The organism is Streptococcus mitis (assembly GCF_946188695.1).
In the GTDB taxonomy this organism is placed as follows: Bacteria; Bacillota; Bacilli; order Lactobacillales; family Streptococcaceae; genus Streptococcus; species Streptococcus mitis_DF.
Genome location: NZ_CAMHWI010000017.1, coordinates 1 through 21,846, shown reverse-complemented (window position 1 = coordinate 21,846; position 21,846 = coordinate 1). Strand labels below are relative to the sequence as shown.

Below are 21,846 nucleotides of genomic sequence, written 5' to 3'. Positions count from 1 at the left end.
TCTTATCTATTTTACCACAAATCTGACTAGCTTGCACTAGTCAGACAAATAGGCCAAAAACAAGTAAGATTTCTTTAAGAAATATGTCAAATATGCTTGACATTCACTCTATAGAAGAATATAATGTAGTCAAATATATACGACACAAATCAGAAAGGAGACCAGATGAATCGAGTGAAAGAATTTCGCAAGGAACTGGGCATTTCCCAGCTCGAACTCGCCAAGGATATCGGTGTCTCGAGACAAACCATCAATATGATTGAGAACGACAAGTACAATCCAACTCTGGAACTCTGTCTCAATCTCGCCCGCAGCCTCCAAACTGACCTCAACAGTCTCTTTTGGGAGGAAGATTTTTAAAAAAGGAGCAAACTCATGAAAAAAGAAACCTTCACTGAAAAACTGATCAAACGCACATACGGTATTTCTGGTCCCCTTGACGAATACAAACGGCGTGAGGCCGATCGTATTGGGAACCAAGTCTTTATCATCCTCTTTTATCTGATGATTTTCGGAAATCTTATTCCACTCCTTCTGTCCTATAAATACCCTCAAGAAGTGGCTCTAATCTATCCTCCTCTGATTTTAGTGATTGCCCTCATCGCTGCTGGCTATGTCACCTACCAAATGAAAAAAACAGGGATTACAGCTATTGATCCAGATATGCTGAGTGAGAAAGAAAGCAAGCAACTACACTACCCAGGTCTGAAAGCAGGTTTGTTCTTTGGTCTATGGATGTTTTTTATAACTCCTCTTCTCAGTATACTCATAGGTGAAGGTCAGGACTATTTCCATTCTCTTCTCACTATAAGAAATGGTGTATCAAGCATTCTAGGTGCTCTCTTCTTCGGAGTGAGCATACAGTTCCTCATCTCCCGTCGCATTGCAAGAGTTAAGAAAGATCAGGATGATTAGGAGCCAACTCATGAAAAAAGAAAAGAAGCAGTTACCTTATCCTGGTCTGAAAGCAGGTTTGTTCTTTGGTCTATGGATGTTTTTTATAATTCCACTCAGTGATACCCTAACAAGTGAAAATCCAAGTTTTATCAGTTCTCTTCTAAATACAAAACATATTTTTAAAACTATACTGGGAGCTTTCTTTTTCGGAGTGATGATACATATTGTCGACTCACTTCGTATTGCAAGAGCTAAAAAAGACCAAAATTAGGAGGTACCTATGAAATCATTGCTAACTTTACTTACCTATCATCTTTTGTTCAGTTCTCTACTCATCTTCATCATCGTTTCAGGTAACTTGCCAATCAGCGAGAGATTCCTCGTGCTAGTCTTTATTCCAGCACTTAACAAAGGACTGACCTATCTAAAGATTGACTCCCCAAAAACACGTATACTCAACTTAGCACTATGCTTTATGATTCTATCTTTACCACAATTGATGGTCATCTCAAGCAATTGGAAATATTATTTACTGCTCACTATCGCTATCCTTTCTTCTATCACTTATCTTTATTATCTCTATCAATTCGTAAAAGAAAGTCAGTAAAACCGCTCATTTAGGAGGTTATCAGCATGAAAAAAGAAGACTTCACCACTCGCCTACTTCGAAATCTCTTTCATATCCAAGGCCCTTTTGATGAATGCCGGCAAGAGATTATCTACAAGGCTTGTGCCCGTTCCATGGTCCAAATCGTTTATTCTTCCTTCTTTCTCTTCTTGTTTTATCTATTATTTGGACGCTTCATAGAGGTGGTTCGCTATGCCATGCCCTACGTTTACTCTGGACTCATTTTTTTCATTACCTTAAAAACTCAAAGAGCCGTCAAAGAACTCCATCTGGAAAAAGATGATAAGTCAGAAATCATCCTTAAAACCTACAGCAAGAGCCAAATCAAATTCCGAAGCTGGGTTGTGTTTATTGGTCTTCAGATTGGCCTCTTTACCCTACTCATCTTTCATAAAGTCTTCGTTCAGCAGATGTCCCTTCCAGATTTTGTGAAGTTGCTCATGCAATTTGATAAAAGTGTTCCTTTGCTGATGTATGGCCTGATTATCGGTAGCATTTTTGGAACCCTGACCTACGGATTTTTATCACTACAAGAGGAGAAAACTCCTAAAAATACCAAACAGAAGGAGAAAAGCAATCAATGACCTCAATCTACGATTTTTCAGTCTCGAACCAAGACAATCAAGCAACTCCCCTAGATGCCTATCGTGGGAAGGTTCTCTTGATTGTCAACACTGCTACTGGATGTGGTTTAACGCCCCAGTACCAAGGACTCCAAGAACTCTATGACCGCTATCAAGAACAAGGATTTGAGATTTTAGACTTCCCTTGTAATCAGTTTATGGGACAAGCACCCGGCAATGCAGAGGAAATCAATAACTTCTGTAGCCTAAACTATCAAACCACTTTCCCACGCTTTGCCAAGATCAAAGTCAACGGTAAGGAAGCAGATCCTCTTTATGTTTGGCTAAAAGACCAGAAATCTGGCTCACTAGGAAAACGAATCGAATGGAATTTCGCTAAGTTTCTCATCGGTCGAGATGGACAGGTATTTGAACGCTTTTCTTCCAAAACAGATCCTAAACAGATTGAAGAGGCCATACAAACCCTACTATAATTCACAATCTCACTATGATTAGGTCTCCTTTAGCCTAATGAATAGTGGGATTTTTTGATGGGCTTTGACTTAAAAAGAAAAACACCCCATGATATGAAACATGAAGTGTTATAAAAATGATACATTTTACAGCAGACAACCCTCTACTGACTACTATTTTTAACCCCAACATATGCATAGGTTCGATTTCTAGGACACGCTTTTTCCGTTACCACCCTGAAATAAAAGCTATGCTCTCGCCCATCCTTGGCATTTTCCTTGTTTAAGACAAAGTAGTTTTCTGATTCATCGCCATGGTTCGTAGGATGTCATCAATCAAGAAAGTCAAGGGTACGTTCATGGCAGAGTATTTTTGAAAATCCTCTTCAAAACGAATATAGTCATCTGAAAAATAATCCATCTGCAGTTTGTTTTCATACAGCTCTTTTCTAGTCATAAACTCCCTCCTCCCACAGTCGAATTTCGAGGACATCTGCAACCTCTATCAACCTATATCCCTCGTTTGTCCTAATAGATAGAGTCTGATGTGATAACTCCCTCACCTCACCGATGATAGTCGCCTTCTGCCTCTTTTCCTTAACCACAAAGCATCCCTTTAGCTGGCTAATATAAAGCTGAGAAAGTAAATGTAGTTTCTCAACTGGGTCCAAATCTATCGAAAAATCAACACGGTTTTTTTCTTCACTGAGCGAACTGGTGTGTTCTGAGAGGTAAAACCCCATCCACTTCTGCATACCTGGATCTTGATAATCTCGCGCGGATTGAAAAGGTAAATAAGAACGATCAATCATTTTAATCCATCTAAGCCTCCAGCAGAATGTCCCCCAATCAGCTTGCTTCTGGCAAGACTCCTGGAGGCTTCTTCCAGTGCATTTGCTCTTAAAAGGGAAGTGAAACCAAATTGTTCCCGAATGGAGTCAATAGCCGTCTGGAGCCTTTCTTCTTTTTCTAACTTGTCAACATCATCAAAGAGGGAGATCAAACCAAAGGACTCGTCTACAAAGCCTGAATAGTTTACTCCGACACTTCTGACTGCTCCAGAAGTGTATTTGTTATGAAATAGCTTCAAAACATAATCCGTTAAGACAGCTGTATTATTGGTCGGTTCGACCTTCAGTTGTGTGTGAATAGACGACCTGACCTCCTGTTTAGAGAAACCGACATAGATAGAGACAAGGGTTGTTTTCTTTCCAGACCTTCTCAGTCTAATAGCCACCTGCTCCGCCATTTCTCGGAGAATAATTTCAATATCCCGTAGCTTCACGTAGTCTCTCGGCAAGATTTGAGAATTCCCCAAGCCCTTGGATTTGGCTTTATAGGGCTTATGAACATTGCTCTCATCAATCCCGTTGGCATGAAACCACAAACGCAGACCAGCCTGACCCAGAGCTTTCTTTAGCTGGTCGGGATTGCTGGTTGCCAATTCCTTGATGGAAAAAATCCCCAGAGCATGCAAGCGTTTCTCCATCCGCCTGCCAATTCCCCAAAAGTCGGTCATCTTTGGAATGGACCAGACCTTCTCTTCCACATCCTGGTAAGACCAGTTGGCCCTCATGGTCGGAGTGTGCTTGGCCTCATTATCCAGAGCCAACTTGGCCAGTAAGGGATTGGCATTGGACATACCTACTGTAGAGTAGATCCCTGTCTGCCTCCAAATATCCCTCTGAATACGAGCAGAAAGCATATCCAGCTTGTTTTTGCGAGAGAGACTCTTGTCTAAAATGAAATAATTAAGGGAACTAGTCAGGTCAATAAAGCCCTCATCGATAGAGTAGGGATAAATATCATCTGGACTGCCATAGTTTTGAAAGATTCGCTGAATTTCCATATTGACTGCGATGTACTCATCCATCCTGGGTGGCACAATCAAGGTCACTTGAGCCCAATCTTCGATGTAGCGAACATAGTCCGAGTCAGTCGGTAGCCCTTGCTTTCGAGCATTGTAATAGGAAAATTTTCGCGTTTTGATATCAAAAGGCAAATCATAGGCCCGACCAACATTTGACTTGCCAAAAATCTTCTTAAACAGGGGAGAGGAGGCTAGGATAAGACCAGTTGAATTATCCGCGCGACTCATGACACAAAGCGAGGTTTTCAGCGGATGTAAGCCCCTTTTCACGCACTCAACACTGGCATAAAAGGATTTCATATCGACAAAGGCAATGTCACTTTTGGGCTCTCTAGAATAATCAAAGTAGCCCATTGGCTAGCCCTCCATCGGCACAAAGTTCCCAACGATAATCCCCACAATCCGAGGATCTTCCTCATAGGAGATGAAAATATCCTTGTATTTAGGATTGATAGAGACCAGACGCAATCCATTCTCCTCTCTATAAACCCGTTTGATATAGGTCTGGTTGTTACAAACCACTGCATAAACCGCCCCGTCATAGTCAAATCCGGTCTCTCGAATCAGAGCCACGGAGCCATTTTGGTATTTAGGTTCCATGGAGTCCCCAGACACCCATGAAGCAAAATCATGAGCCAACTCCTCATTAAAGTAAACCGTATCAAAATTCTGATCATCGTAGACCGAAGCCCCAATCCCTGCTGACATGCGTTCATAAACACGGTACTCGTAGAGGCGCTCTGGCATAGCTGTCACTTTTTGGGCTTGCTCCTCTTGAGATAGGTTGCGAGCATAGAGAACAACCTTCTCCTGCCCTTGCTTGGAGAGGCTATGGTAGAGACGGACAATCTCTATCTGAGTAAAATATCCTTTTGGTACTTTTAAAATGTTCTCTAGCTGGGCTACCTTCTCCTTGGACGGTTCCTTGACTCCACGTTCCCAAGCTGAGTAAGCCTGGAAACTAATCCCAAGTTGCTCTGCAATTTCCCTCTGTGTCAGTTTTAACTCTTTCCTCCGAGCCTTTAATTTTTCTGGCTGATACATACTTCACCTCCTAGTATGATGCTTTAATGGACATTATCTCCCTTAGAAAGACTAATCGATGCTTGAAGTCATATTTTTAAAACTCAACCAATATGGTTTAGTTTTATTATATAAAAAAAGTGAACAAATGTCTACTAGGAATATCAGAAACATCGTGAATTTTATACTCAATGAAAATCAAAGAGCAAACTAGGAAACTAGCCGCAGGTTGCTCAAAACACTGTTTTGAGGTTGTAGATAAGACTGACGAAGTTAGTCACATATATACGGCAAGGCGACGTTGACGCGGTTTGAATTTGATTTTCGAAGAGTATTAATCAAACTAAAAGGACCTAGCCCTGCACCATACAGAACTAAATCCTTTGAATAAATAATTGATCTAACTTTTATCCTACAGAAATTCTAGTTTTTCTCTATTTGATACCAGACATTAGTTTTTCAATACGTGGAACGTAGAAGAGTAAGATAATACCGAATACAATCGTAATTCCTCCAACAATTCCATAGTAAGCCACTTCAGTTTCGCTTGTATAAAATTTTACAATTTGGGCATTGATAGCTTGGGCAGCAGCATTACTCAAGAACCAGATAGACATCATTTGTGCTTGGAAGGATTTTGGTGCCAGCTTAGTAGTGACTGATAGACCAATAGGCGAAATCAACATTTCCCCCACAATCACAATAGCCCAACTCATAATCAACCAGAAAGGACTGACCTTAACATCTGTCCCAAAGAGCATCCCTGGTAACATCATCCACAAGAAGGACAAACCTGCCGCTAATAAACCGTAAGCAAATTTCTTAGAAGAGGACGGTTGCTTTTTACCCATTTTCCCCCACAACCATGCAAAAATCGGCACATAAATCATAATGAAAAGTGGATTAATACTTTGGAAAAAGCTAGATGGGAAATGAATCTGATTCCCAAATACATTAAAGTAAAGTCGAGTCTGATCATCCGCAAATAGAGCGAGAACAACAGAACCCTGCTCCTCAATAGACCAGAATAGTACCCCAGCGATAAATAGAGGAATGTAGGCAAATACTCGAGATCTCTCAGTGGCAGTTATTTTCTGACTAGATAAAATTTTGAAGAAATAGTAGATTGGAATGATTACCGCAATTATTGTAAAGATATTAACAATCATATCCACGTTAAATTGGTGAGCAAAGACTAAGCCTATAATCACCAGAATAACCATGACAAGTGTAATCAGCAAGCGTTTAATCAAGGTCTGCTGGTCCTTCTGTGAAAGTGGATCAGTGGGGTAAAGACTTGATTCAGGCAGATATTTCTTCCCATCTAAAACATACTTCACCAAACCAAAGAACATCCCAACGGCAGCTAATGAGAAACCTAGATGGAAATTGACTTCCTGACCTAGATAACCTACTAAATAAGGGGCAACGAAGGCACCTAAGTTAATACCAAAGACAAAGATACTAAAACCTGCATCCCGTCTATCATCCTCTTTCTCATAAATTCCCCCCACCATATCTGAGATATTGGGTTTTAAAAATCCAGTACCAAAGATAATCAAGGCAATAGAAAGATAGAGAGCCACTTGTCCAAAAGGTGTTGCCAAAGCAATATGCCCTAGCATAATCAGAATCCCACCGTAAAAGACAGTCTTACGACTTCCTAAAATACGGTCACTGACAAAACCACCGATAACCGAGGACAAAAATACCAGCGAGCCATAAATCGCCATAATCGATGCAGCCGTGGTCTTATCCATCCCCAACCCACCATCTTGCACACTATAGTACATATAGTAAAGTAGGATAGCTCGCATCCCATAGTAAGAAAAGCGTTCCCACATCTCTGTAAAGAAGAGGGTGGACAAGCCCATAGGATGTCCAAAAAATGTTTTATGTTTTTCCATATATATTCTCCTTGAACGATATAATAATTCATTTTACAGAATTTTCAAATAAATGTCAAACAAATCCTGTTTTTTTAGAAAATTTTCTGAAAAAATCACACGTCTCATACTTAATTCCGCCATAAAAATCCGTTTCAGACTAACTTCCACTTCGGTCAGGCAAGTGGAAGTTACTTTGAAAAATCACCTTTAAAAATTTGCTCTTGTTTCGTTTAAAAATGTTTCAAAACTTGAAACATACTTATCCTTTCCTCTTCAGTAAACAAAAACATCCCTATGCCAAACTTGCAATTACTAAAATACAAGCCAATAAGCATAGAGATGTAAAACTGTTACACATTAAATAATAGAAATTGTGTACGAAATTTCTCAATTAGTTTTCATTAGTAAATATCACTTCCAACAAACGCCCTCTCAATTCCTTATCCTGATGATGCAAGATATTCATTAACTCATGAGAATTTTTGGCATTGATGAATTGATTTAATAATCTATCTTTTAATTCATATGGAAGAGAAGCTGTCTTTAGTAGTCTAAAAACTTCGTCATTTAGGGATGTCCTTTTATTATCTTTCCATTCAAATCTAGCTGTATCATTCTTATTTGGCAATTCAATCATAGACACATTCGTTCCTTTAAAATGAATTCTATGTTTTCTATTGCTTGGAACGATACTAGAATCTCCTTGTAAGGCTAACTCTAGCATTCCCATTTCCCAGTCGATTGATAATCTTGTTTTATATCTTTGACCATTTTGATCTTCAATCATTTCAAAAGAATGTTGTTTGCCTGGGAATACATACCAATCTACAACTTCAGGTAAATCAACACCCATATCTATCTCAGAACCAACCAAGGGAATGATTGCACCACTTTTTGCAAACACAGGTATCGTCGAAATATCTCTATAAACACTTAACTTCACACCACCTGTGTATTTTTTCTCTGAAAAGAAGTCGTACCATTCACCTTCAGGAAACCATACATCCACTTTTGCAGATTGGAATGCCAAATCCATCTTTTCTACAATGGGAGCCACCATCAGTTCTGTTCCAAAAAAGTATTGATTTGGAACATTATAACTCTCATCATTCTCTGGGTAGAAATAATACATTGGGCTGATTAATGGGGCACCCTCCTCGTGTGTCTTTACATTCATAGTGTATAGATAGGGAATCATCTGATGTCTCAAACGAAGGTATTTCTTCATAATCTTAGATGTTGTTTCTGAAAAAAACCAAGGTTCTTTACTATTAAAGGGACTTCTAGAACTATGTAAGCGAGTAATCGGACTAAAAACGCCAAACTGTAGCCATCTGGTTTGTAGCTCTTCGTCATAATCTCCCAGCATGTGTCCACCGATATCATGACTCCACCAACTATAACCGATATTAGATGCTGTCGCTGTAAAATAAGGCTGAAATCTTAAGGAATTCCAACTAATAATAGTATCCCCTGAAAAACCAACAGGGTAGCGATGACTACCAGGACCTGCATATCTTGATAAAATCAAGCCACCTTCTGCATTTTTACAACTATCCTGATAGTGATAATGGTTTAAAAGCCACAGTGGATCCAACATGCCTTGAGTCCCCTGTTGCCAGTCAATCCACCAAAAATCTACTCCCTGCTTTTCTAGCTCATAATGAACATCTTTAAAGTAGGCTTCCCTAAAAGAGGGATTAAAAAAATCAAAAATAGCAGGTTCTTCTAATTCTACATTTAACCCTAATCGTTTGGCGACTCGAGGATAAGCTTCTTCATAAGCCCGTATACCATCAGCAGGATGGACATTTAAGGAGAGTTTTAACTTTCTATCATGAAGTTGTTGCAATAACTGTTCTGGATTAGGTATTAAGTTTTTATTCCAACTATATCCTGTCCACCCACTTCCAAAACGGGCTGGAATTTCAGTTATATGCCAATCCATATCTAAAACACCGATAGATAATGGAATTTTCTCTGTTTTAAATCTATCTATTAAATCCAAGTATTCATCCGACGTATAAGGCCAATACCTACTCCACCAATTACCTAAAGCGTATCTTGGCAACAAGGGTGTTGAACCAGTCAAATAGTAAAAGTCTCTGATTGCTCCTCTATAATCATGCCCATAGGCAAAGAAATACAGGTCAATTTGATTTTCTCTCTCAATATAACCAGACTGTTCATCCCAAATAAATCCTTGAGAATCATCCAATAAGGCTATACCATTTCGGCTAATAATTCCATCTTCTAACGAGATTGCTCCATCTGCCTTATCCAGAGTCCGAGCTGTTCCTTTTAACGTTTCAATAGATTCACCAAAATACCAGCGACTACCATATACGGCAAAATTTCCTTTTAATTCTATAAATAAATTTTCGGCGTTAAATTCTCCTTTATTAAAGTGCAAATGAAAATAGTCCGTCATAATATCTAGTACGTTTGATGTCTCGATATAATCTAACGAAACTTGACCAAAATCTCTATTATAGATAAGTTGTGTCGTTCTATCCTCAAAACTTCCAGTTTGAGAGTATTCTAACCTTACTAACTTGTCTGTTAATACAGAGATTCGATAAAACTCTCCCTTAAAAATTTTCAATTTGTTTTCCTCCTTTTAGTAAATTTCTTTACCTTATCAAACATTTTATTTGTTATCGTTACATTCATCAATCCGCAAAAAGCAAATCCCCCAAATGTAAATACGTAAATAGATGTTAAAACTCGTTCTGGACTACTAAAACTCATATACAGTACAGAAATATTAAATAAAACCAACATGATATCTTGTATTGGATTTAACATACAAATTAGTACGCTATTTACAATACTATTTTTTAGATTATCTTTAAATAGACCAATATAGGGAAAAATAACACTCATCAAAAGTATTATAACAAATAAAAAGGGCAACACTAACAATAAACTATACTCTGAAAATAAACTTGAATAGCCCCAAAGACAATAGTTCACATATAAAAGTAATTCTATTAGGAGGATAAACAACCAAATAAAAGTTGATTGTTTAAAATTTCGTCTAAAGATCCGAAAATAATGATAAGCAATATCGGTATCTTTACCTTTTAAAATACGATACCACATTGTCGTAAGAGAAGTTAGTGATGCCCCAATTGTAACTATTGGAATACAACTAACAATAAATAGAGTATTTAAAATAATTAAATCTGTCAAAAAAGTTAAAATTCTAACCACTTTTCCATCTAATGAAAATAATTTTTGCATAATAGATATCTCCATAAAATCGATTGCCTTAACTCTATATTTTATAATGTCAGTTGTACAAAAATATTACCTAAATTATTTAAAAAACATTTCCAAATTTCTTTAAAAATTAGAATAAAGGAAGCGAGATAATCTGATGTTATCAGTCTCGCTTCCTATAATTAGCTAGTCCCTTGTTCATACAACCAAGAGTTCATATAAAATATTACTCTTTTACTTCTTTTTGGTAACGATTATATGCTTCCTGTTGAATCTTCATAAATTCGTCCAATCCCATATTCTTAAGAGTTTCTTTGTATGAGTCCCATTCTTTTTCTATGCCGCCTTCAACTACCCATTTAGATGCTTGTTGTTTGACATAAGATTCAATACTCACATAGATTGATGATAATTTGTTAAGTTCTTCTTGTGAATAAATCACATTGGGGTAAGCTGGCAATGCAAATTGTTTCAAATCTTGGTCCATCTTCAATTTCAATCCATCACCTTGTGTTTGATCGATTTCTACGCGACTATTGATATCATCGCTTACGTATTTAGGACCAAAATCTCGAAGTGAATTAATCCATGCCCATTCATCAGCTGATTTACCATCTTTAGGAGGTAACACTTTAAACTTATCACCATTCTTTTCAGTAGCTATTCCAAATGATCCATAGAAATTCTGAATACTTGCTTCATCTGTATATAATTTATCCAACCATTTCAATAATTTAGCAGGGTTTTTGCTCTTATTTGTAATCAAAATTTCATTTCGACCATAGTTGTAATGATCTGGATCAGAAAAGACATATTGTTTACCATCCATACCTTTTAAAGCAGGTAGAGCAATATATTCACTTGAATGTAAGCCAAACGTTGCATCTGCTGTCCAACCACTAGAAACACCTACTCTAGATACTCCCTTATCCATACGTTTTGCTACACTCATAGAGGTATCTTCTGTAAAGATTTCCGGATCAATCAAACCTTTTTTATAAGATTCGTGCATTGCTGCAATCCCTTGTTTATAACTTTCTTCTGTACGAAGGTAGACTGGTTTTCCATCTTTTACAGACATTTCATATGTATTATCTGCCCCTAAACGATTATTGAACGGAAGAATATATGAGAATGTTGGATCAAAGTTTCCTGCTCCGAATGGAATTTCATCAGAAGCGTCTCCATTTCCGTTCGCATCTTTATCCTTAAATTCTTGTAATACTTTTACTAAATCATCATAAGTTTCTGGAACCTTTAATCCTAAATTATCCAGCCACTTTTTATTAATAAATAGCTGATTAGCTACAGTAGGACGCATCGGTAATTTCTTAGGCAGGCTGTAGATATGACCATCTGGTGAAGTAATCATCGCTTTAATCTTAGGTTCTTTCTCCATAGCCTTAGTTAAATTTGGCATGTTTTCTTTGATTAAATCTTCCAATGGAATAAATAAAGATTGGTTCTGAGCAATTTCTGAATCTGTAAAAGCATTTGAACCTAAAAATGCATCTGGTAAATCTCCACTAGCAACCAACACAGATTTCTTATCTGCCCAATCTGCAGCTACAAGTGTATCCCATTTAACATCAATACCTGCTTCCTTGGCAGAATCTGTTAGAAAACCTTTGTGATAATCTTCTCCCCAGTCAGACCAACGAACAGTTGTGATTTTATAAGAATCTTCTCCAGACTTATCGTCCTTATTCGCATTATTAGAATTTGCACAGGCTGTTAAGCCAGCAAGTGTAACTGTTCCTAAGAACAAATATGTAAATGATTTATTTTTCATGTTTTTCTCCTATTCTTTCAAGGCGCCAATCATTACGCCTTGATTAAAATATTTTTGAACAAAGGGATATAGCAACATTATCGGAGCGGTTGAAATAACAATTGCTGCATATTTCATCATATCGGCTTTGATACGAAGATCTGATGCAACTTCTCCTGTTGCTTGCGATTGTAACATTTGATTACTAATTAGTAAACGTCGTAAAATTAATTGCAATGGTTGTAAATTTTCATTCGTTAAATAAATTAAAGCATTAAACCACGAATTCCAAATACCAACTGCAGTCCAAAGTCCAATAACTGCTATAATAGCTTTTGATAACGGAACGACTATCTTAATAAAATAACGAATTGTACCACATCCATCAATTTGCGCAGCCTCCCACATCCCGTCTGGAATACTATTATTAAAGAAAGTTCTAGCAACAATAATATTGTATGATGAAACTGCAAAAGGTATTACCATTACCCAAAATGTATCAATCAAGCCTACATTCTTTACTGTTAAGTAGGTAGGAATCAAGCCACCTGATACAAACATAGGAATTATGTATAGAATACTCATCCACTTTCTACCAACTAATTCTTTCCTAGATAAAGCATAACCAGCTGGAATATTGACTACTAAAGCAACCAAGGTACCAACAACAGTATATAAAATGGTATTTAGATAGCTACGTAAGAATAAAGGTTGTTGAATAAGACGTAAATATCCATCTAATTTCCATTCTCTAGGAATAAACCATACCTTTCCATTTGCAACATCTGAAGGATTACTAAAAGATGCAATCACTACAAACCATAACGGATAAACAATTAACAGGATGAGGAAAATTGCTAAACCATAGGTAACCATATCAAATAATAATTCAGAGTTTGTTTTTCTTGATTTATGAAACCATTTCACCTTGAGCACTCCTTCCTTTAAAAAAGACCCGTTCTAGTATATCTTTTCGAGAACCAGTTAACAGATAACAAAATTATTAGATTGACTACGGTGTTAAATAATCCTATAGCTGTCGAATAACTATACTGAAAGTTCACCATACCAACTTTATAAACATAGGTCGAAATTATCTCACTTCCTGCTAAATTAAGTGGATTCTGTAGTAGTAATACTTTCTCAAACCCTACACTTAATAAACTACCTGCTCTTAATATTAATAAAATCATAGCAGTCGGCAAAAGCAATGGTAATTCTATATGCCGAATTTTTTGTAACCTAGAGGCACCATCCATAGTTGCAGCTTCATAATATGTAGGATCAATTGCAGAAAGCGCTGCTAGATAAATAATACTATCCCAACCAATATGTTGCCATACATCACTCCAAACATAAACACCTGCAAAATGACTAGGTTTTGATAAAAAATCTGGAATAGTGATTCCAACAGACTTAAATACATTCGCTAACAAACCACTAGTAGGAGATAAAAATAAGATGATCATCCCACACATAACCATTGTAGAGATAAAATGAGGTAAGTAAGTTGTCACTTGAAATATTTTTCTAAATTTCCCAACCCTTAACTGATTACTAATGATAGCTAGTATAATAGGTAAGGGGAATCCTACTACAATACTATAAAGTGAAATTTTTAATGTATTGAACATAGTTGTCCCGAATTGGAATGATGAGAAAAATTGAGTAAAGTACTTAAATCCTACCCACTGACTAGCAAAGATACCATTGGCTGGTGAATAGTCTTTAAATGCAATAATTAGTCCTAACATGGGAATATAGGAAAATAAAATTAATAGCAATATTGAAGGAAAAAGTAATATATATAACGGAATACTATGCTTTAATTTTATTTTATGAAGTTGAGATGCTACTTTCATGTTTTTCCTCCCATCTGATTTTCTACGATTATTTTACACCATATAGAATTCTCTTAATAGAACTTTTTGGACTAGGTTTATCAATTTTTCAGTTTTTTAATTTTAAAAACTATTACTTTTCCGACATCTTGATAAAACATATCTGTTTTGTTACATGATATCGTATTTTCAAAGTGCTATAATTTTAATAGGAGAATAGTATATGAAATTAAATCACGACTTATCAAAAAAACATTCCATTCATTTTTTCTTTAAACTCCTACTTGTACTACTATTGATAAATATTTTAATCAATATTGCTATGAGTAACATAACCAGAAATTTTATTAAAAACCAAAATATAGTACACCTACGTAGTTCAATTGAAATTTATGCTGACTCTGTTAATGAAAAATTGCATTCTGTAGAACGCTTTATGTACTCAACAATAACGCATAATGAATCTTTAGAGAAATTAAATCATGTACAAACGTTTCTTGAGTATCAAGAAAATCTTAAAAAAGTTCAAACTAGCTTTACAGAGTTTGAATATCAAAATGAAACTCATATGACATTCTTATTAGAAACCGATAGTACTGATCATTTTATAAATGTCTCCAATCTTTATATTCCATATGAAGATTATCTACTGTTAAAATCAAATCTAAAATCATTGCGTAGTGATATAAGTGACCGTAAATGGAAAAATGTAACTACTAAAAACAGCGAATACTTAGTTAAATCTGTTCATTACGAAGGAAAAATCATTTATGCCGTCATATCTTCAGAAGATATCCTAAAACCTCTAAGAAAACTCAATATTGGAAATAATGGTAAACTTTCCCTAAAAGAGCCTAACAATATACCCTCCGAAAACTACCTAATTCATGCTCAAAATGAAAAAACGCATTTACCTTTCGATATTTATGTTTTAGTCGATTATGCCGAAGTCTTTAGAAATATCACACTCTTAGAAGTATTTTTATCAGCCGTTCCTATCATTATCACCATTTTATCAATCATCATTATCCTATATATTCGTCAATGGATGATTAAACCTATAACAAGACTTACTGAACGGCTCTCTCAATTTGGGGACTCCATCCCCCCTTCTGAATTTTTTATATCTGAAGGTATACTAGAAATTGATAAGGCAAATGATAAACTTAATAAAGTAATATTTGACATGCAAGAATTAAAAATACGGGAATACCATTCACAACTAGAACTTAAGAAGATAGAACTTAATTATCTTAAAAATCAAATTCGTCCGCATTTCTACTTAAATATGTTATCAATGATTCATAGTATGCTTCAAACAAAAAACTACAAGGAAATTGAAGAATTAACTATCCTAACTTCAAATTATCTCCGTCATTTATTTATGGCTAATCAAGATTTTTCAGAACTTAAAGATGAAGTTCAGCATATTAAAGATTATTTAGAAATACAACGAATTCGATATGGGAATAGCATCTACTTTTCACTAGACTACAATTCTGATTTACAAAATACTCTTGTCCCATCGTTACTGTTACAAACGTTTATTGAAAACACAATAAAACACGGTTTTTCATTTCAGGATTTATTTACAATTTTACTATCAATAAAAAAAGTAAAAACTGAGAACTCAGATTACATTCATATTTGTATCGAGGATAATGGTCCAGGTTTCTCTGAAGAAATTTTATCAAAACTAAATCAGAAACAGTCTCTAATAACAGAAGATGGACATCATATTGGGATCACAAACACCATCGAACGTTTAAATCTTCTCTATCCTAATGACTATAGTATTGCATTTGAAAATAATGAAGAAGGTGGGGCTAAAATTCTTTTACTCATTCCATACAAGATTATAGACGGAGGTTATAATGAACATCTTATTAGTTGATGACGATCGTTTTATCATTGAAGCTTTACGAGAGAAAATAAATTGGGCTAAACTACACATTGACACTGTTTATGTTGCTTATAGCCTCACTCAAGCTCAAAATATTATTAGAGAGAATCCTATTGATCTCATGATAAGCGATATAGAAATGCCTCAAGGTAGTGGCCTCGAACTCTTATCGTGGATTAGAAATGAAAAATATGATATAAAAACAATTTTTTTAACCAATTACGCCGACTTCAACTATGCTCAAAAAGCAATTGAATTACAAAGCTTCGAATACTATCTAAAACCCATAAACTTTGAAAATTTAGAATTTATTATTCAAAAAGCCATTAGTAAAATTGAGAATCATAACTTAAACGGAAAAAATGATGCACTTTTACAAATAGAAGATAACTTCTGGTATGATTACCTTAGAAAACCTCAAATTTCTCGCATTGATGAGCTAGAAAATATAGCAAGCAAACAAGATTTTATTCTTCAAAAACACCAATATTTTTTCCTTGCAGTTTTAACAATCAATCTTAATGAAGAAGATTATTCTGCAGAAACCCCATCATGGACTTCTCAACTAAAAAGAGAACTTCAAAGAATTTCACAACCTTCTAATAAGCTGATAAGTCTATTCAAGATGGAAAGCCAGGTCGATCAATATGTTTGTCTCTTTAGAGTAGACTCATCCAAACGTAGTGATAAATTGGCATATGAGATTCATTCTCAAATTTCTAATAACTTTAGTAAATACTCAAACATAATATATAAGAGTTGCCATAAAATATCCGATATTTTATTTCATACCAAAGAACTCTACACTTATAATGAACAATATGTTTCTTATTGGAATACTATTACATGTGTTCCACATAGTTTTCCAACTTCCTTTAAAACAGAAACTCTTTCAATTACTTTTTTAGATACCTTAAGTGAATACGAATTAAGAGAAAAAATTAATTCACTTACTTATAATTCTCAAATTCCTACTTTCACACTACAACAAATTTTACTAGATTGGACTCAACAAATAGGAATATATCTAGATCAAAAAGGAATTTCGGCACATAAATTGTTCCAAAATAGCACTCATGATTTCTTATTCCAACGACGCTTTCATTCAATTGAATCTTTTCAGGATTACTTTGATTATTATTGGTCACATGCTAAGAAATTTGCAACAAACATTGAAAACCAGAAAAATAGTATTCAACGTATTGTCGAATACATAGATCATCACTACTATGAGGATATAAATCGTTCTATATTAGCAGATATGGTTTATCTCAGTGCAGATCATTTAGCTAGAATTTTTAAAAAAGAAACTGGAGAAACTCTTGTTAAATATATAACGGATAAGCGTATTAATGCTGCTAAATCTCTCCTATCTCAAACAAATATCTCGATATCACAAGTATCCTGTCAAGTAGGGTATGATAATTATTCTTACTTTACTAAAATTTTTAAGCAAAAGACTGGACTTTCTCCTGGAGATTACCGTAAAACATATCAAAATAAAATGTAAGCAATCTAAATCATTGAAATGATAAGTAAAATTCAAGGTCTGTAGTAATTTTTGAAATTCTACAGTTTTTCCAAAGATAGCTCCATAAACTTATTTAAAATTGTTGATAAGGTAACTTCTTAAAAAGTCAGTTTGAGAAAAACAGCCAGTAAATATTTCTAGGATAAAACGTATACTATCAAGCTTTTACATTCCTGATAGTATGCGCTTTTTATTTGAATACTTGCTACAAAACCTCATAAGGTTTACTATCATGCCATAGCAAAATGGACTATTTTTTAATTGCAAAAACCCTATTTCTAAATATTTAGAAATAATCAAATAAATTAAATATTATTTCTAAATATTTGAAAATAATTTCTGTTTGTATTATACTATCTTTGAGGTATCTATTATGAACTATATTAAAAGACCACATTATTTAGATTTTTTAAGAAGACATCGTGACCGACAAATCATTAAGGTTGTGAGTGGAGTTAGACGAGCTGGTAAATCTGTGCTTTTTCAACTCTATAAAGAGGAGTTAGTAGCAACTGGGGTAGACGAAAATCAGATTATATCCATCAATTTTGAAGATCTGAGTTATTATGAATTGCGAAATTTTCAAACATTATTCGCTTATATAAAAAAGCGGTTAGTTGAGGAGAAAACATACTATATCTTTTTAGATGAAATTCAACATGTTGAAAAATTTGAACTAGTTGCAGATAGCCTATTCATCTTGCCAAATGTTGACCTCTATTTGACTGGATCCAACGCCTACTTTATGAGCAGCCAATTAGCTACAAATTTGACTGGGCGTTATGTTGAGATAGAGGTTCTTCCATTGTCATTTGAAGAATACCTATCAGGTCAATCTCTCTCAGAGAATCTGAATACAACAGAAATTTTTAACAATTATCTCTTTAGTGCTTTCCCTTACTTATTGCAAACATCATCTTACGCTGAAAAAATTGACTATCTCAGAGGAATATATAACTCCATACTGTTAAATGATATTGTCACTAGATTGGGAAATCCAAATCCTACTATTATTGAGCGCATTGTCCGAACCCTTCTCAGTAGTACAGGTAGCTTAATATCAACAAATAAGATTCGCAATACCCTTGTCAGCCAAAATGTTTCAATATCCCATAATACTTTGGAAAATTATTTAACGACTTTGACAGATAGTTTGCTTTTTTATTCCGTTCCACGTTTTGATGTAAAAGGTAGAGCATTATTGCAACGCTTAGAAAAATATTATCCCGTTGATTTAGGTTTACGACACCTCTTATTGCCAGACCACAAAGAAGATATTGGCCATATCTTGGAAAATATTGTCTATTTGGAATTGAGACGTAGATATTCACAAGTATATGTTGGTAATTTAGATAAATATGAGGTTGATTTTGTTGTTGTAACTGATCTTGGTCACTACACTTATTATCAAGTCAGTGAAACAACACTTGCTCCAGAAACACTAGAAAGAGAACTTAGACCACTAGAAGCCATTAAAGATCAATTCCCAAAATATCTATTAACAATGGATACGATTCAGCCAACAGCCAATTACAATGGTATTGAGAAGAAAAACATTATAGATTGGTTACTAGAAAAGTAGATAGGCACTGAACACATAAATTGAGACGCAAAAATAACACTCCTGTTTAGATCTAGTGAAACTATGAACAGGAGTGTTTTATTATGACCGAAAAAGGTTATTCCGTAGAAACTAAGTTACCCTTCATCAAAATAAAAAATGATAGAAATTAAATAAGGTAATCACGCCTAGCCTTGCAATCAAAATTTAGAAAAGGTTATCAGAAGGTTATCACAAAGCTAATCGAGCTAAAAAATCGACAAAAAAGCACTTTGCAAAATCTTTGCAAAGTGCTTTGAAACGTTGATATAATCGTATTGATTAACGTTTTGAGAATTGTGAAGCTTTACGAGCTTTCTTAAGACCTGGTTTGGAAAGTATGAGTTTCAGTTGGACTAAAAATAGTGTAAAATCAATATTCTATAGTTTTCAACTGCCTTTTTATTTCAAAAAATTTGTATAAGTTTTATTGAATGAGGGAAATTTCAAGTAAACAACTTAGCTGTTATTACTCCCGAATAGAGTTTCCCACTGAGTTATTGATAATGGGAGTATGGGTTTGTTTTTCTTGTAAAAATCTAATAGGTCATCATTATCTATTCGAATCACATTGTCAATCTGATCTATATTAATTACTTGCGGTGCATATAGGTAAACTATATATCCCTCTTCAACATATTGTTTAAAATCTAAAGCATCAAGTACTTTCGCTTTCTTACCTTTCACCTGAACCACAGCTTTCCTAAAGTTGCCAACCTCCCTAGAAATCATTTCACACTCGATCTTAATTGTAGTAGATTTATTTGCTATTGAATTAGATAGAACATAGTAGTTCTCTTCTATTTGCAAATAAGATATCACAAGTTCCTCTAAGTCAAAATCTGGTAGATTATCCAAAAGATTATCCTCATATGGAATAACCTTATAATATTTACTGTTTGATAATTGATTAAAAATTGTTTTCGAATACTCAATTATTATTCTATCACGAATTCTTTCAACAGTACCACCTCGTGGCCTATTGAAGGACGATTTAATTTGACCAGGAACTTGCATTCAAAAATTATAAGCTTCAACTGGTAAGACTGCTCCAATATCCAATCGTTTATCACATACTACTTCAACAGGCGACTTAACTCTACAAATCCAGTATCTACCATCTAGATCTCTTGTCCAGAATAAGTCGTCTACTTTTGCATCCCTAAAAACGTTAATTGCTGGGTTAGCTCTTCCAGATAATTCTTTAACCCTTTGATAATACTCTTGAAAACTCTCACGATAGAGATCTTCACTCTGACTACTCCACCCAATAGCAACATACTGTTTTTTACTATTTAAACAGAAATCCACCAATTCCTGTCTAGAATCAGTCCCAGTCTTCAAGTGTAATCTCACTACATTATCCATAAATTTTACCTCATCAAAGGATATAATTGTAGCATTAGTATATCATAAATAACAACAAAATTTTGACTTCCCGAAAACTAATACGATATATTGGAAGTATTGATCTTAAATAGAATATATGCGAACCGTATTAATGCCAGATTTTTTTAATAATTTCAAATTATTATCTATTTCGACTTTTCTTCTTATCAAACTTATTAATTTCTAGTTGGACATATTTTTTAAGGCTACTATTTTTGATTCTACAGTCGATAATTTTGTTTTCTTTAATTAAATTAGATATCTTATTTTTGAACTTTTCATTATTTTTTTCTCTGTATACTACTATTGTTTCAACTATCTTAACCATTGTATCTAGTTTTTTTGATAACAAAACTAATTTTGATATATCATCGTATTTATTCAAAGCATCTGGAGTACTTTCTTTTGTTCCATCAGAATTTAATTGTGTACTCCACTGACCATGAGCCAATCTATTTCTCATCGTTATAAATTCCTGAAACTCTTTTAAATAATTACTCTTATCTCGAAAGAGCTCTAATAGATTTTGTCCATTCACATCAGTCCAATCAATATCTGTTGATTTTTGAAAACTGATTTCTAGGCACTTATGCCATTTATCATATGTTGTACCTTTTCTCTTAATAATAGTTTGTAATTCAGCCTCACTAAAGGCTACCGAAGAATTTTCATGTAATATTTTCATCAATTGTAATTCAAATCTGCTACCTAAAATATAAGCGTATAGATTAGTCAATGCTTTCAATTCATATATAAGCTTTTTTCTAATTTGACTTTCTTTATTATTTGAAATATACCAATAATATTCACCTGCTAATGGTCTTATTTGACGTCTAAGAACATCTAACTGAAAATCTGCATATCGAATATTTTCAGTATAGAATTGATATAAATTTTCCTTTGTAAGCTGTTGTGCCATTTCCCCTCCAAAAACAAAAACCCTACTCTTCGAAAAAGTTTTCATAAATCAAAACTCTTTCGGAGGGTAGGGTTCGAACCCACCTTTGGTCATTAAACTTAGTTCCTAAGTGACCGACTTCCAAATTTGGATGTGTTATTTACCACTTTACACCATCTCCGTGTAATAAAGTATACAATTTTATTATAACCAATCACTGACTATTAGTCAATAACTTTCTAATACGTTATAGATACATTATCTTGTCCGTAACTTCTAAAAGTAACTTCCATCTCTCTCCCAAAACTGGAAGTTAGTCTCAGACGACGAATGATGCTAGAATTA

Annotated in this window: 21 protein-coding genes and 1 pseudogene; 9 read left to right on the top strand and 13 right to left on the bottom strand. The window is 34.7% G+C overall.

Annotated elements, in window-relative coordinates:
• Nucleotides 1–165 precede the first annotated feature (165 nt).
• The 6 genes from N8L33_RS07705 to N8L33_RS07680 are packed head-to-tail and all read left to right on the top strand — an operon-like array spanning nt 166 to nt 2,582.
• Nucleotides 166–360 carry a helix-turn-helix transcriptional regulator gene (locus N8L33_RS07705; protein WP_001082472.1) on the top strand — a complete coding sequence of 65 codons (195 nt, stop codon included), beginning with the start codon at nt 166–168 and terminating at the stop codon, nt 358–360.
• A gap of 15 nt (nt 361–375) precedes the next feature.
• Nucleotides 376–915 (top strand): DUF3278 domain-containing protein, encoded by a 540-nt coding sequence (locus N8L33_RS07700; protein ID WP_261059493.1) that lies wholly within the window; start codon nt 376–378, stop codon nt 913–915.
• A 10-nt stretch (nt 916–925) separates the two neighbouring features.
• Nucleotides 926–1,168: a hypothetical protein gene (locus N8L33_RS07695; protein WP_261059492.1), complete on the top strand. Its 243-nt coding sequence runs from the start codon at nt 926–928 to the stop codon at nt 1,166–1,168.
• Between the two features lie 9 nt (nt 1,169–1,177).
• Nucleotides 1,178–1,504, top strand: a complete 327-nt coding sequence (locus tag N8L33_RS07690; protein ID WP_261059491.1) for a hypothetical protein — start codon at nt 1,178–1,180, stop codon at nt 1,502–1,504.
• Nucleotides 1,505–1,530: 26 nt separating this feature from the next.
• Nucleotides 1,531–2,109, top strand: a complete 579-nt coding sequence (locus N8L33_RS07685; RefSeq protein WP_261059490.1) for a DUF3278 domain-containing protein — start codon at nt 1,531–1,533, stop codon at nt 2,107–2,109.
• A complete protein-coding gene (locus N8L33_RS07680; RefSeq protein WP_261059489.1) occupies nt 2,106–2,582 on the top strand; it encodes a glutathione peroxidase in 477 nt (158 codons plus the stop codon). Before N8L33_RS07685 ends, N8L33_RS07680 begins: the two co-directional genes overlap by 4 nt.
• Nucleotides 2,583–2,725: 143 nt before the next feature.
• On the opposite strand, the pseudogene N8L33_RS07675 reads toward N8L33_RS07680, so the two are convergent.
• The 10 genes and pseudogenes from N8L33_RS07675 to N8L33_RS07630 form a co-directional block, all read right to left on the bottom strand.
• Nucleotides 2,726–3,018, bottom strand: a pseudogene (locus N8L33_RS07675) (DUF5960 family protein).
• Nucleotides 3,011–3,373, bottom strand: a complete 363-nt coding sequence (locus N8L33_RS07670; protein WP_261059488.1) for a hypothetical protein — start codon at nt 3,371–3,373, stop codon at nt 3,011–3,013. The pseudogene N8L33_RS07675 and the gene N8L33_RS07670 overlap by 8 nt, the downstream one beginning before the upstream one ends.
• Nucleotides 3,370–4,785, bottom strand: coding sequence for a Y-family DNA polymerase (locus tag N8L33_RS07665; RefSeq protein ID WP_261059487.1), 1,416 nt, complete (start codon nt 4,783–4,785; stop codon nt 3,370–3,372). The genes N8L33_RS07670 and N8L33_RS07665 overlap by 4 nt, the downstream gene beginning before the upstream one ends.
• Before the next feature lie 3 nt (nt 4,786–4,788).
• Nucleotides 4,789–5,475, bottom strand: a complete 687-nt coding sequence (locus N8L33_RS07660) for an XRE family transcriptional regulator (protein ID WP_261059486.1) — start codon at nt 5,473–5,475, stop codon at nt 4,789–4,791.
• A gap of 413 nt (nt 5,476–5,888) precedes the next feature.
• Complete coding sequence (locus N8L33_RS07655; RefSeq protein ID WP_419991841.1) at nt 5,889–7,298, bottom strand: peptide MFS transporter; 1,410 nt, start codon at nt 7,296–7,298, stop codon at nt 5,889–5,891.
• A gap of 436 nt (nt 7,299–7,734) precedes the next feature.
• Nucleotides 7,735–9,948: a glycoside hydrolase family 31 protein gene (locus N8L33_RS07650; protein ID WP_261059484.1), complete on the bottom strand. Its 2,214-nt coding sequence runs from the start codon at nt 9,946–9,948 to the stop codon at nt 7,735–7,737.
• On the bottom strand, nt 9,945–10,589 hold the full coding sequence (locus N8L33_RS07645; RefSeq protein WP_261059483.1) for a YesL family protein: 645 nt from the start codon (nt 10,587–10,589) through the stop codon (nt 9,945–9,947). The genes N8L33_RS07650 and N8L33_RS07645 overlap by 4 nt, the downstream gene beginning before the upstream one ends.
• A gap of 205 nt (nt 10,590–10,794) precedes the next feature.
• Nucleotides 10,795–12,360 (bottom strand): type 2 periplasmic-binding domain-containing protein, encoded by a 1,566-nt coding sequence (locus N8L33_RS07640; RefSeq protein ID WP_000792259.1) that lies wholly within the window; start codon nt 12,358–12,360, stop codon nt 10,795–10,797.
• Nucleotides 12,361–12,369: 9 nt separating this feature from the next.
• Nucleotides 12,370–13,266 (bottom strand): carbohydrate ABC transporter permease, encoded by an 897-nt coding sequence (locus N8L33_RS07635; RefSeq protein ID WP_261059482.1) that lies wholly within the window; start codon nt 13,264–13,266, stop codon nt 12,370–12,372.
• Nucleotides 13,267–13,283: 17 nt separating this feature from the next.
• The gene (locus tag N8L33_RS07630) at nt 13,284–14,201 is read right to left on the bottom strand and encodes an ABC transporter permease (protein ID WP_000861540.1); all 918 of its coding nucleotides are present in this window, start codon (nt 14,199–14,201) and stop codon (nt 13,284–13,286) included.
• Between the two features lie 202 nt (nt 14,202–14,403).
• Between N8L33_RS07630 and N8L33_RS07625 the strand changes: the two genes are divergently transcribed.
• The 3 genes from N8L33_RS07625 to N8L33_RS07615 all read left to right on the top strand — a co-directional run bounded on the left by N8L33_RS07625 (nt 14,404) and on the right by N8L33_RS07615 (nt 19,196).
• Nucleotides 14,404–16,074, top strand: a complete 1,671-nt coding sequence (locus N8L33_RS07625; protein ID WP_261059481.1) for a sensor histidine kinase — start codon at nt 14,404–14,406, stop codon at nt 16,072–16,074.
• Nucleotides 16,055–17,593 carry a response regulator transcription factor gene (locus N8L33_RS07620; protein ID WP_261059480.1) on the top strand — a complete coding sequence of 513 codons (1,539 nt, stop codon included), beginning with the start codon at nt 16,055–16,057 and terminating at the stop codon, nt 17,591–17,593. The genes N8L33_RS07625 and N8L33_RS07620 overlap by 20 nt, the downstream gene beginning before the upstream one ends.
• Nucleotides 17,594–17,987: 394 nt before the next feature.
• Nucleotides 17,988–19,196: an ATP-binding protein gene (locus N8L33_RS07615; RefSeq protein ID WP_261059479.1), complete on the top strand. Its 1,209-nt coding sequence runs from the start codon at nt 17,988–17,990 to the stop codon at nt 19,194–19,196.
• A 477-nt stretch (nt 19,197–19,673) separates the two neighbouring features.
• Here N8L33_RS07615 and N8L33_RS07610 read toward each other — a convergent pair whose 3' ends face one another.
• The 3 genes from N8L33_RS07610 to N8L33_RS07600 form a co-directional block, all read right to left on the bottom strand.
• On the bottom strand, nt 19,674–20,072 hold the full coding sequence (locus tag N8L33_RS07610) for a hypothetical protein (protein ID WP_235196429.1): 399 nt from the start codon (nt 20,070–20,072) through the stop codon (nt 19,674–19,676).
• A 159-nt stretch (nt 20,073–20,231) separates the two neighbouring features.
• Complete coding sequence (locus N8L33_RS07605; RefSeq protein WP_000370998.1) at nt 20,232–20,582, bottom strand: hypothetical protein; 351 nt, start codon at nt 20,580–20,582, stop codon at nt 20,232–20,234.
• 163 nt (nt 20,583–20,745) lie between these two features.
• A complete protein-coding gene (locus N8L33_RS07600; RefSeq protein WP_004239161.1) occupies nt 20,746–21,522 on the bottom strand; it encodes a hypothetical protein in 777 nt (258 codons plus the stop codon).
• Nucleotides 21,523–21,846: the final 324 nt, after the last annotated feature.

What these genes read in the sequence shown, in the direction of transcription:
- N8L33_RS07705 (WP_001082472.1), top strand. Translation starts at nt 166, where the DNA reads ATGAATCGAGTGAAAGAATTTCGCAAGGAACTGGGCATTTCCCAGCTC.
- N8L33_RS07700 (WP_261059493.1), top strand. Translation starts at nt 376, where the DNA reads ATGAAAAAAGAAACCTTCACTGAAAAACTGATCAAACGCACATACGGT.
- N8L33_RS07695 (WP_261059492.1), top strand. Translation starts at nt 926, where the DNA reads ATGAAAAAAGAAAAGAAGCAGTTACCTTATCCTGGTCTGAAAGCAGGT.
- N8L33_RS07690 (WP_261059491.1), top strand. Translation starts at nt 1,178, where the DNA reads ATGAAATCATTGCTAACTTTACTTACCTATCATCTTTTGTTCAGTTCT.
- N8L33_RS07685 (WP_261059490.1), top strand. Translation starts at nt 1,531, where the DNA reads ATGAAAAAAGAAGACTTCACCACTCGCCTACTTCGAAATCTCTTTCAT.
- N8L33_RS07680 (WP_261059489.1), top strand. Translation starts at nt 2,106, where the DNA reads ATGACCTCAATCTACGATTTTTCAGTCTCGAACCAAGACAATCAAGCA.
- N8L33_RS07670 (WP_261059488.1), bottom strand. Translation starts at nt 3,373, where the DNA reads ATGATTGATCGTTCTTATTTACCTTTTCAATCCGCGCGAGATTATCAA.
- N8L33_RS07665 (WP_261059487.1), bottom strand. Translation starts at nt 4,785, where the DNA reads ATGGGCTACTTTGATTATTCTAGAGAGCCCAAAAGTGACATTGCCTTT.
- N8L33_RS07660 (WP_261059486.1), bottom strand. Translation starts at nt 5,475, where the DNA reads ATGTATCAGCCAGAAAAATTAAAGGCTCGGAGGAAAGAGTTAAAACTG.
- N8L33_RS07655 (WP_419991841.1), bottom strand. Translation starts at nt 7,298, where the DNA reads ATGTGGGAACGCTTTTCTTACTATGGGATGCGAGCTATCCTACTTTAC.
- N8L33_RS07645 (WP_261059483.1), bottom strand. Translation starts at nt 10,589, where the DNA reads ATGCAAAAATTATTTTCATTAGATGGAAAAGTGGTTAGAATTTTAACT.
- N8L33_RS07640 (WP_000792259.1), bottom strand. Translation starts at nt 12,360, where the DNA reads ATGAAAAATAAATCATTTACATATTTGTTCTTAGGAACAGTTACACTT.
- N8L33_RS07630 (WP_000861540.1), bottom strand. Translation starts at nt 14,201, where the DNA reads ATGAAAGTAGCATCTCAACTTCATAAAATAAAATTAAAGCATAGTATT.
- N8L33_RS07625 (WP_261059481.1), top strand. Translation starts at nt 14,404, where the DNA reads ATGAAATTAAATCACGACTTATCAAAAAAACATTCCATTCATTTTTTC.
- N8L33_RS07620 (WP_261059480.1), top strand. Translation starts at nt 16,055, where the DNA reads ATGAACATCTTATTAGTTGATGACGATCGTTTTATCATTGAAGCTTTA.
- N8L33_RS07615 (WP_261059479.1), top strand. Translation starts at nt 17,988, where the DNA reads ATGAACTATATTAAAAGACCACATTATTTAGATTTTTTAAGAAGACAT.
- N8L33_RS07605 (WP_000370998.1), bottom strand. Translation starts at nt 20,582, where the DNA reads ATGGATAATGTAGTGAGATTACACTTGAAGACTGGGACTGATTCTAGA.
- N8L33_RS07600 (WP_004239161.1), bottom strand. Translation starts at nt 21,522, where the DNA reads ATGGCACAACAGCTTACAAAGGAAAATTTATATCAATTCTATACTGAA.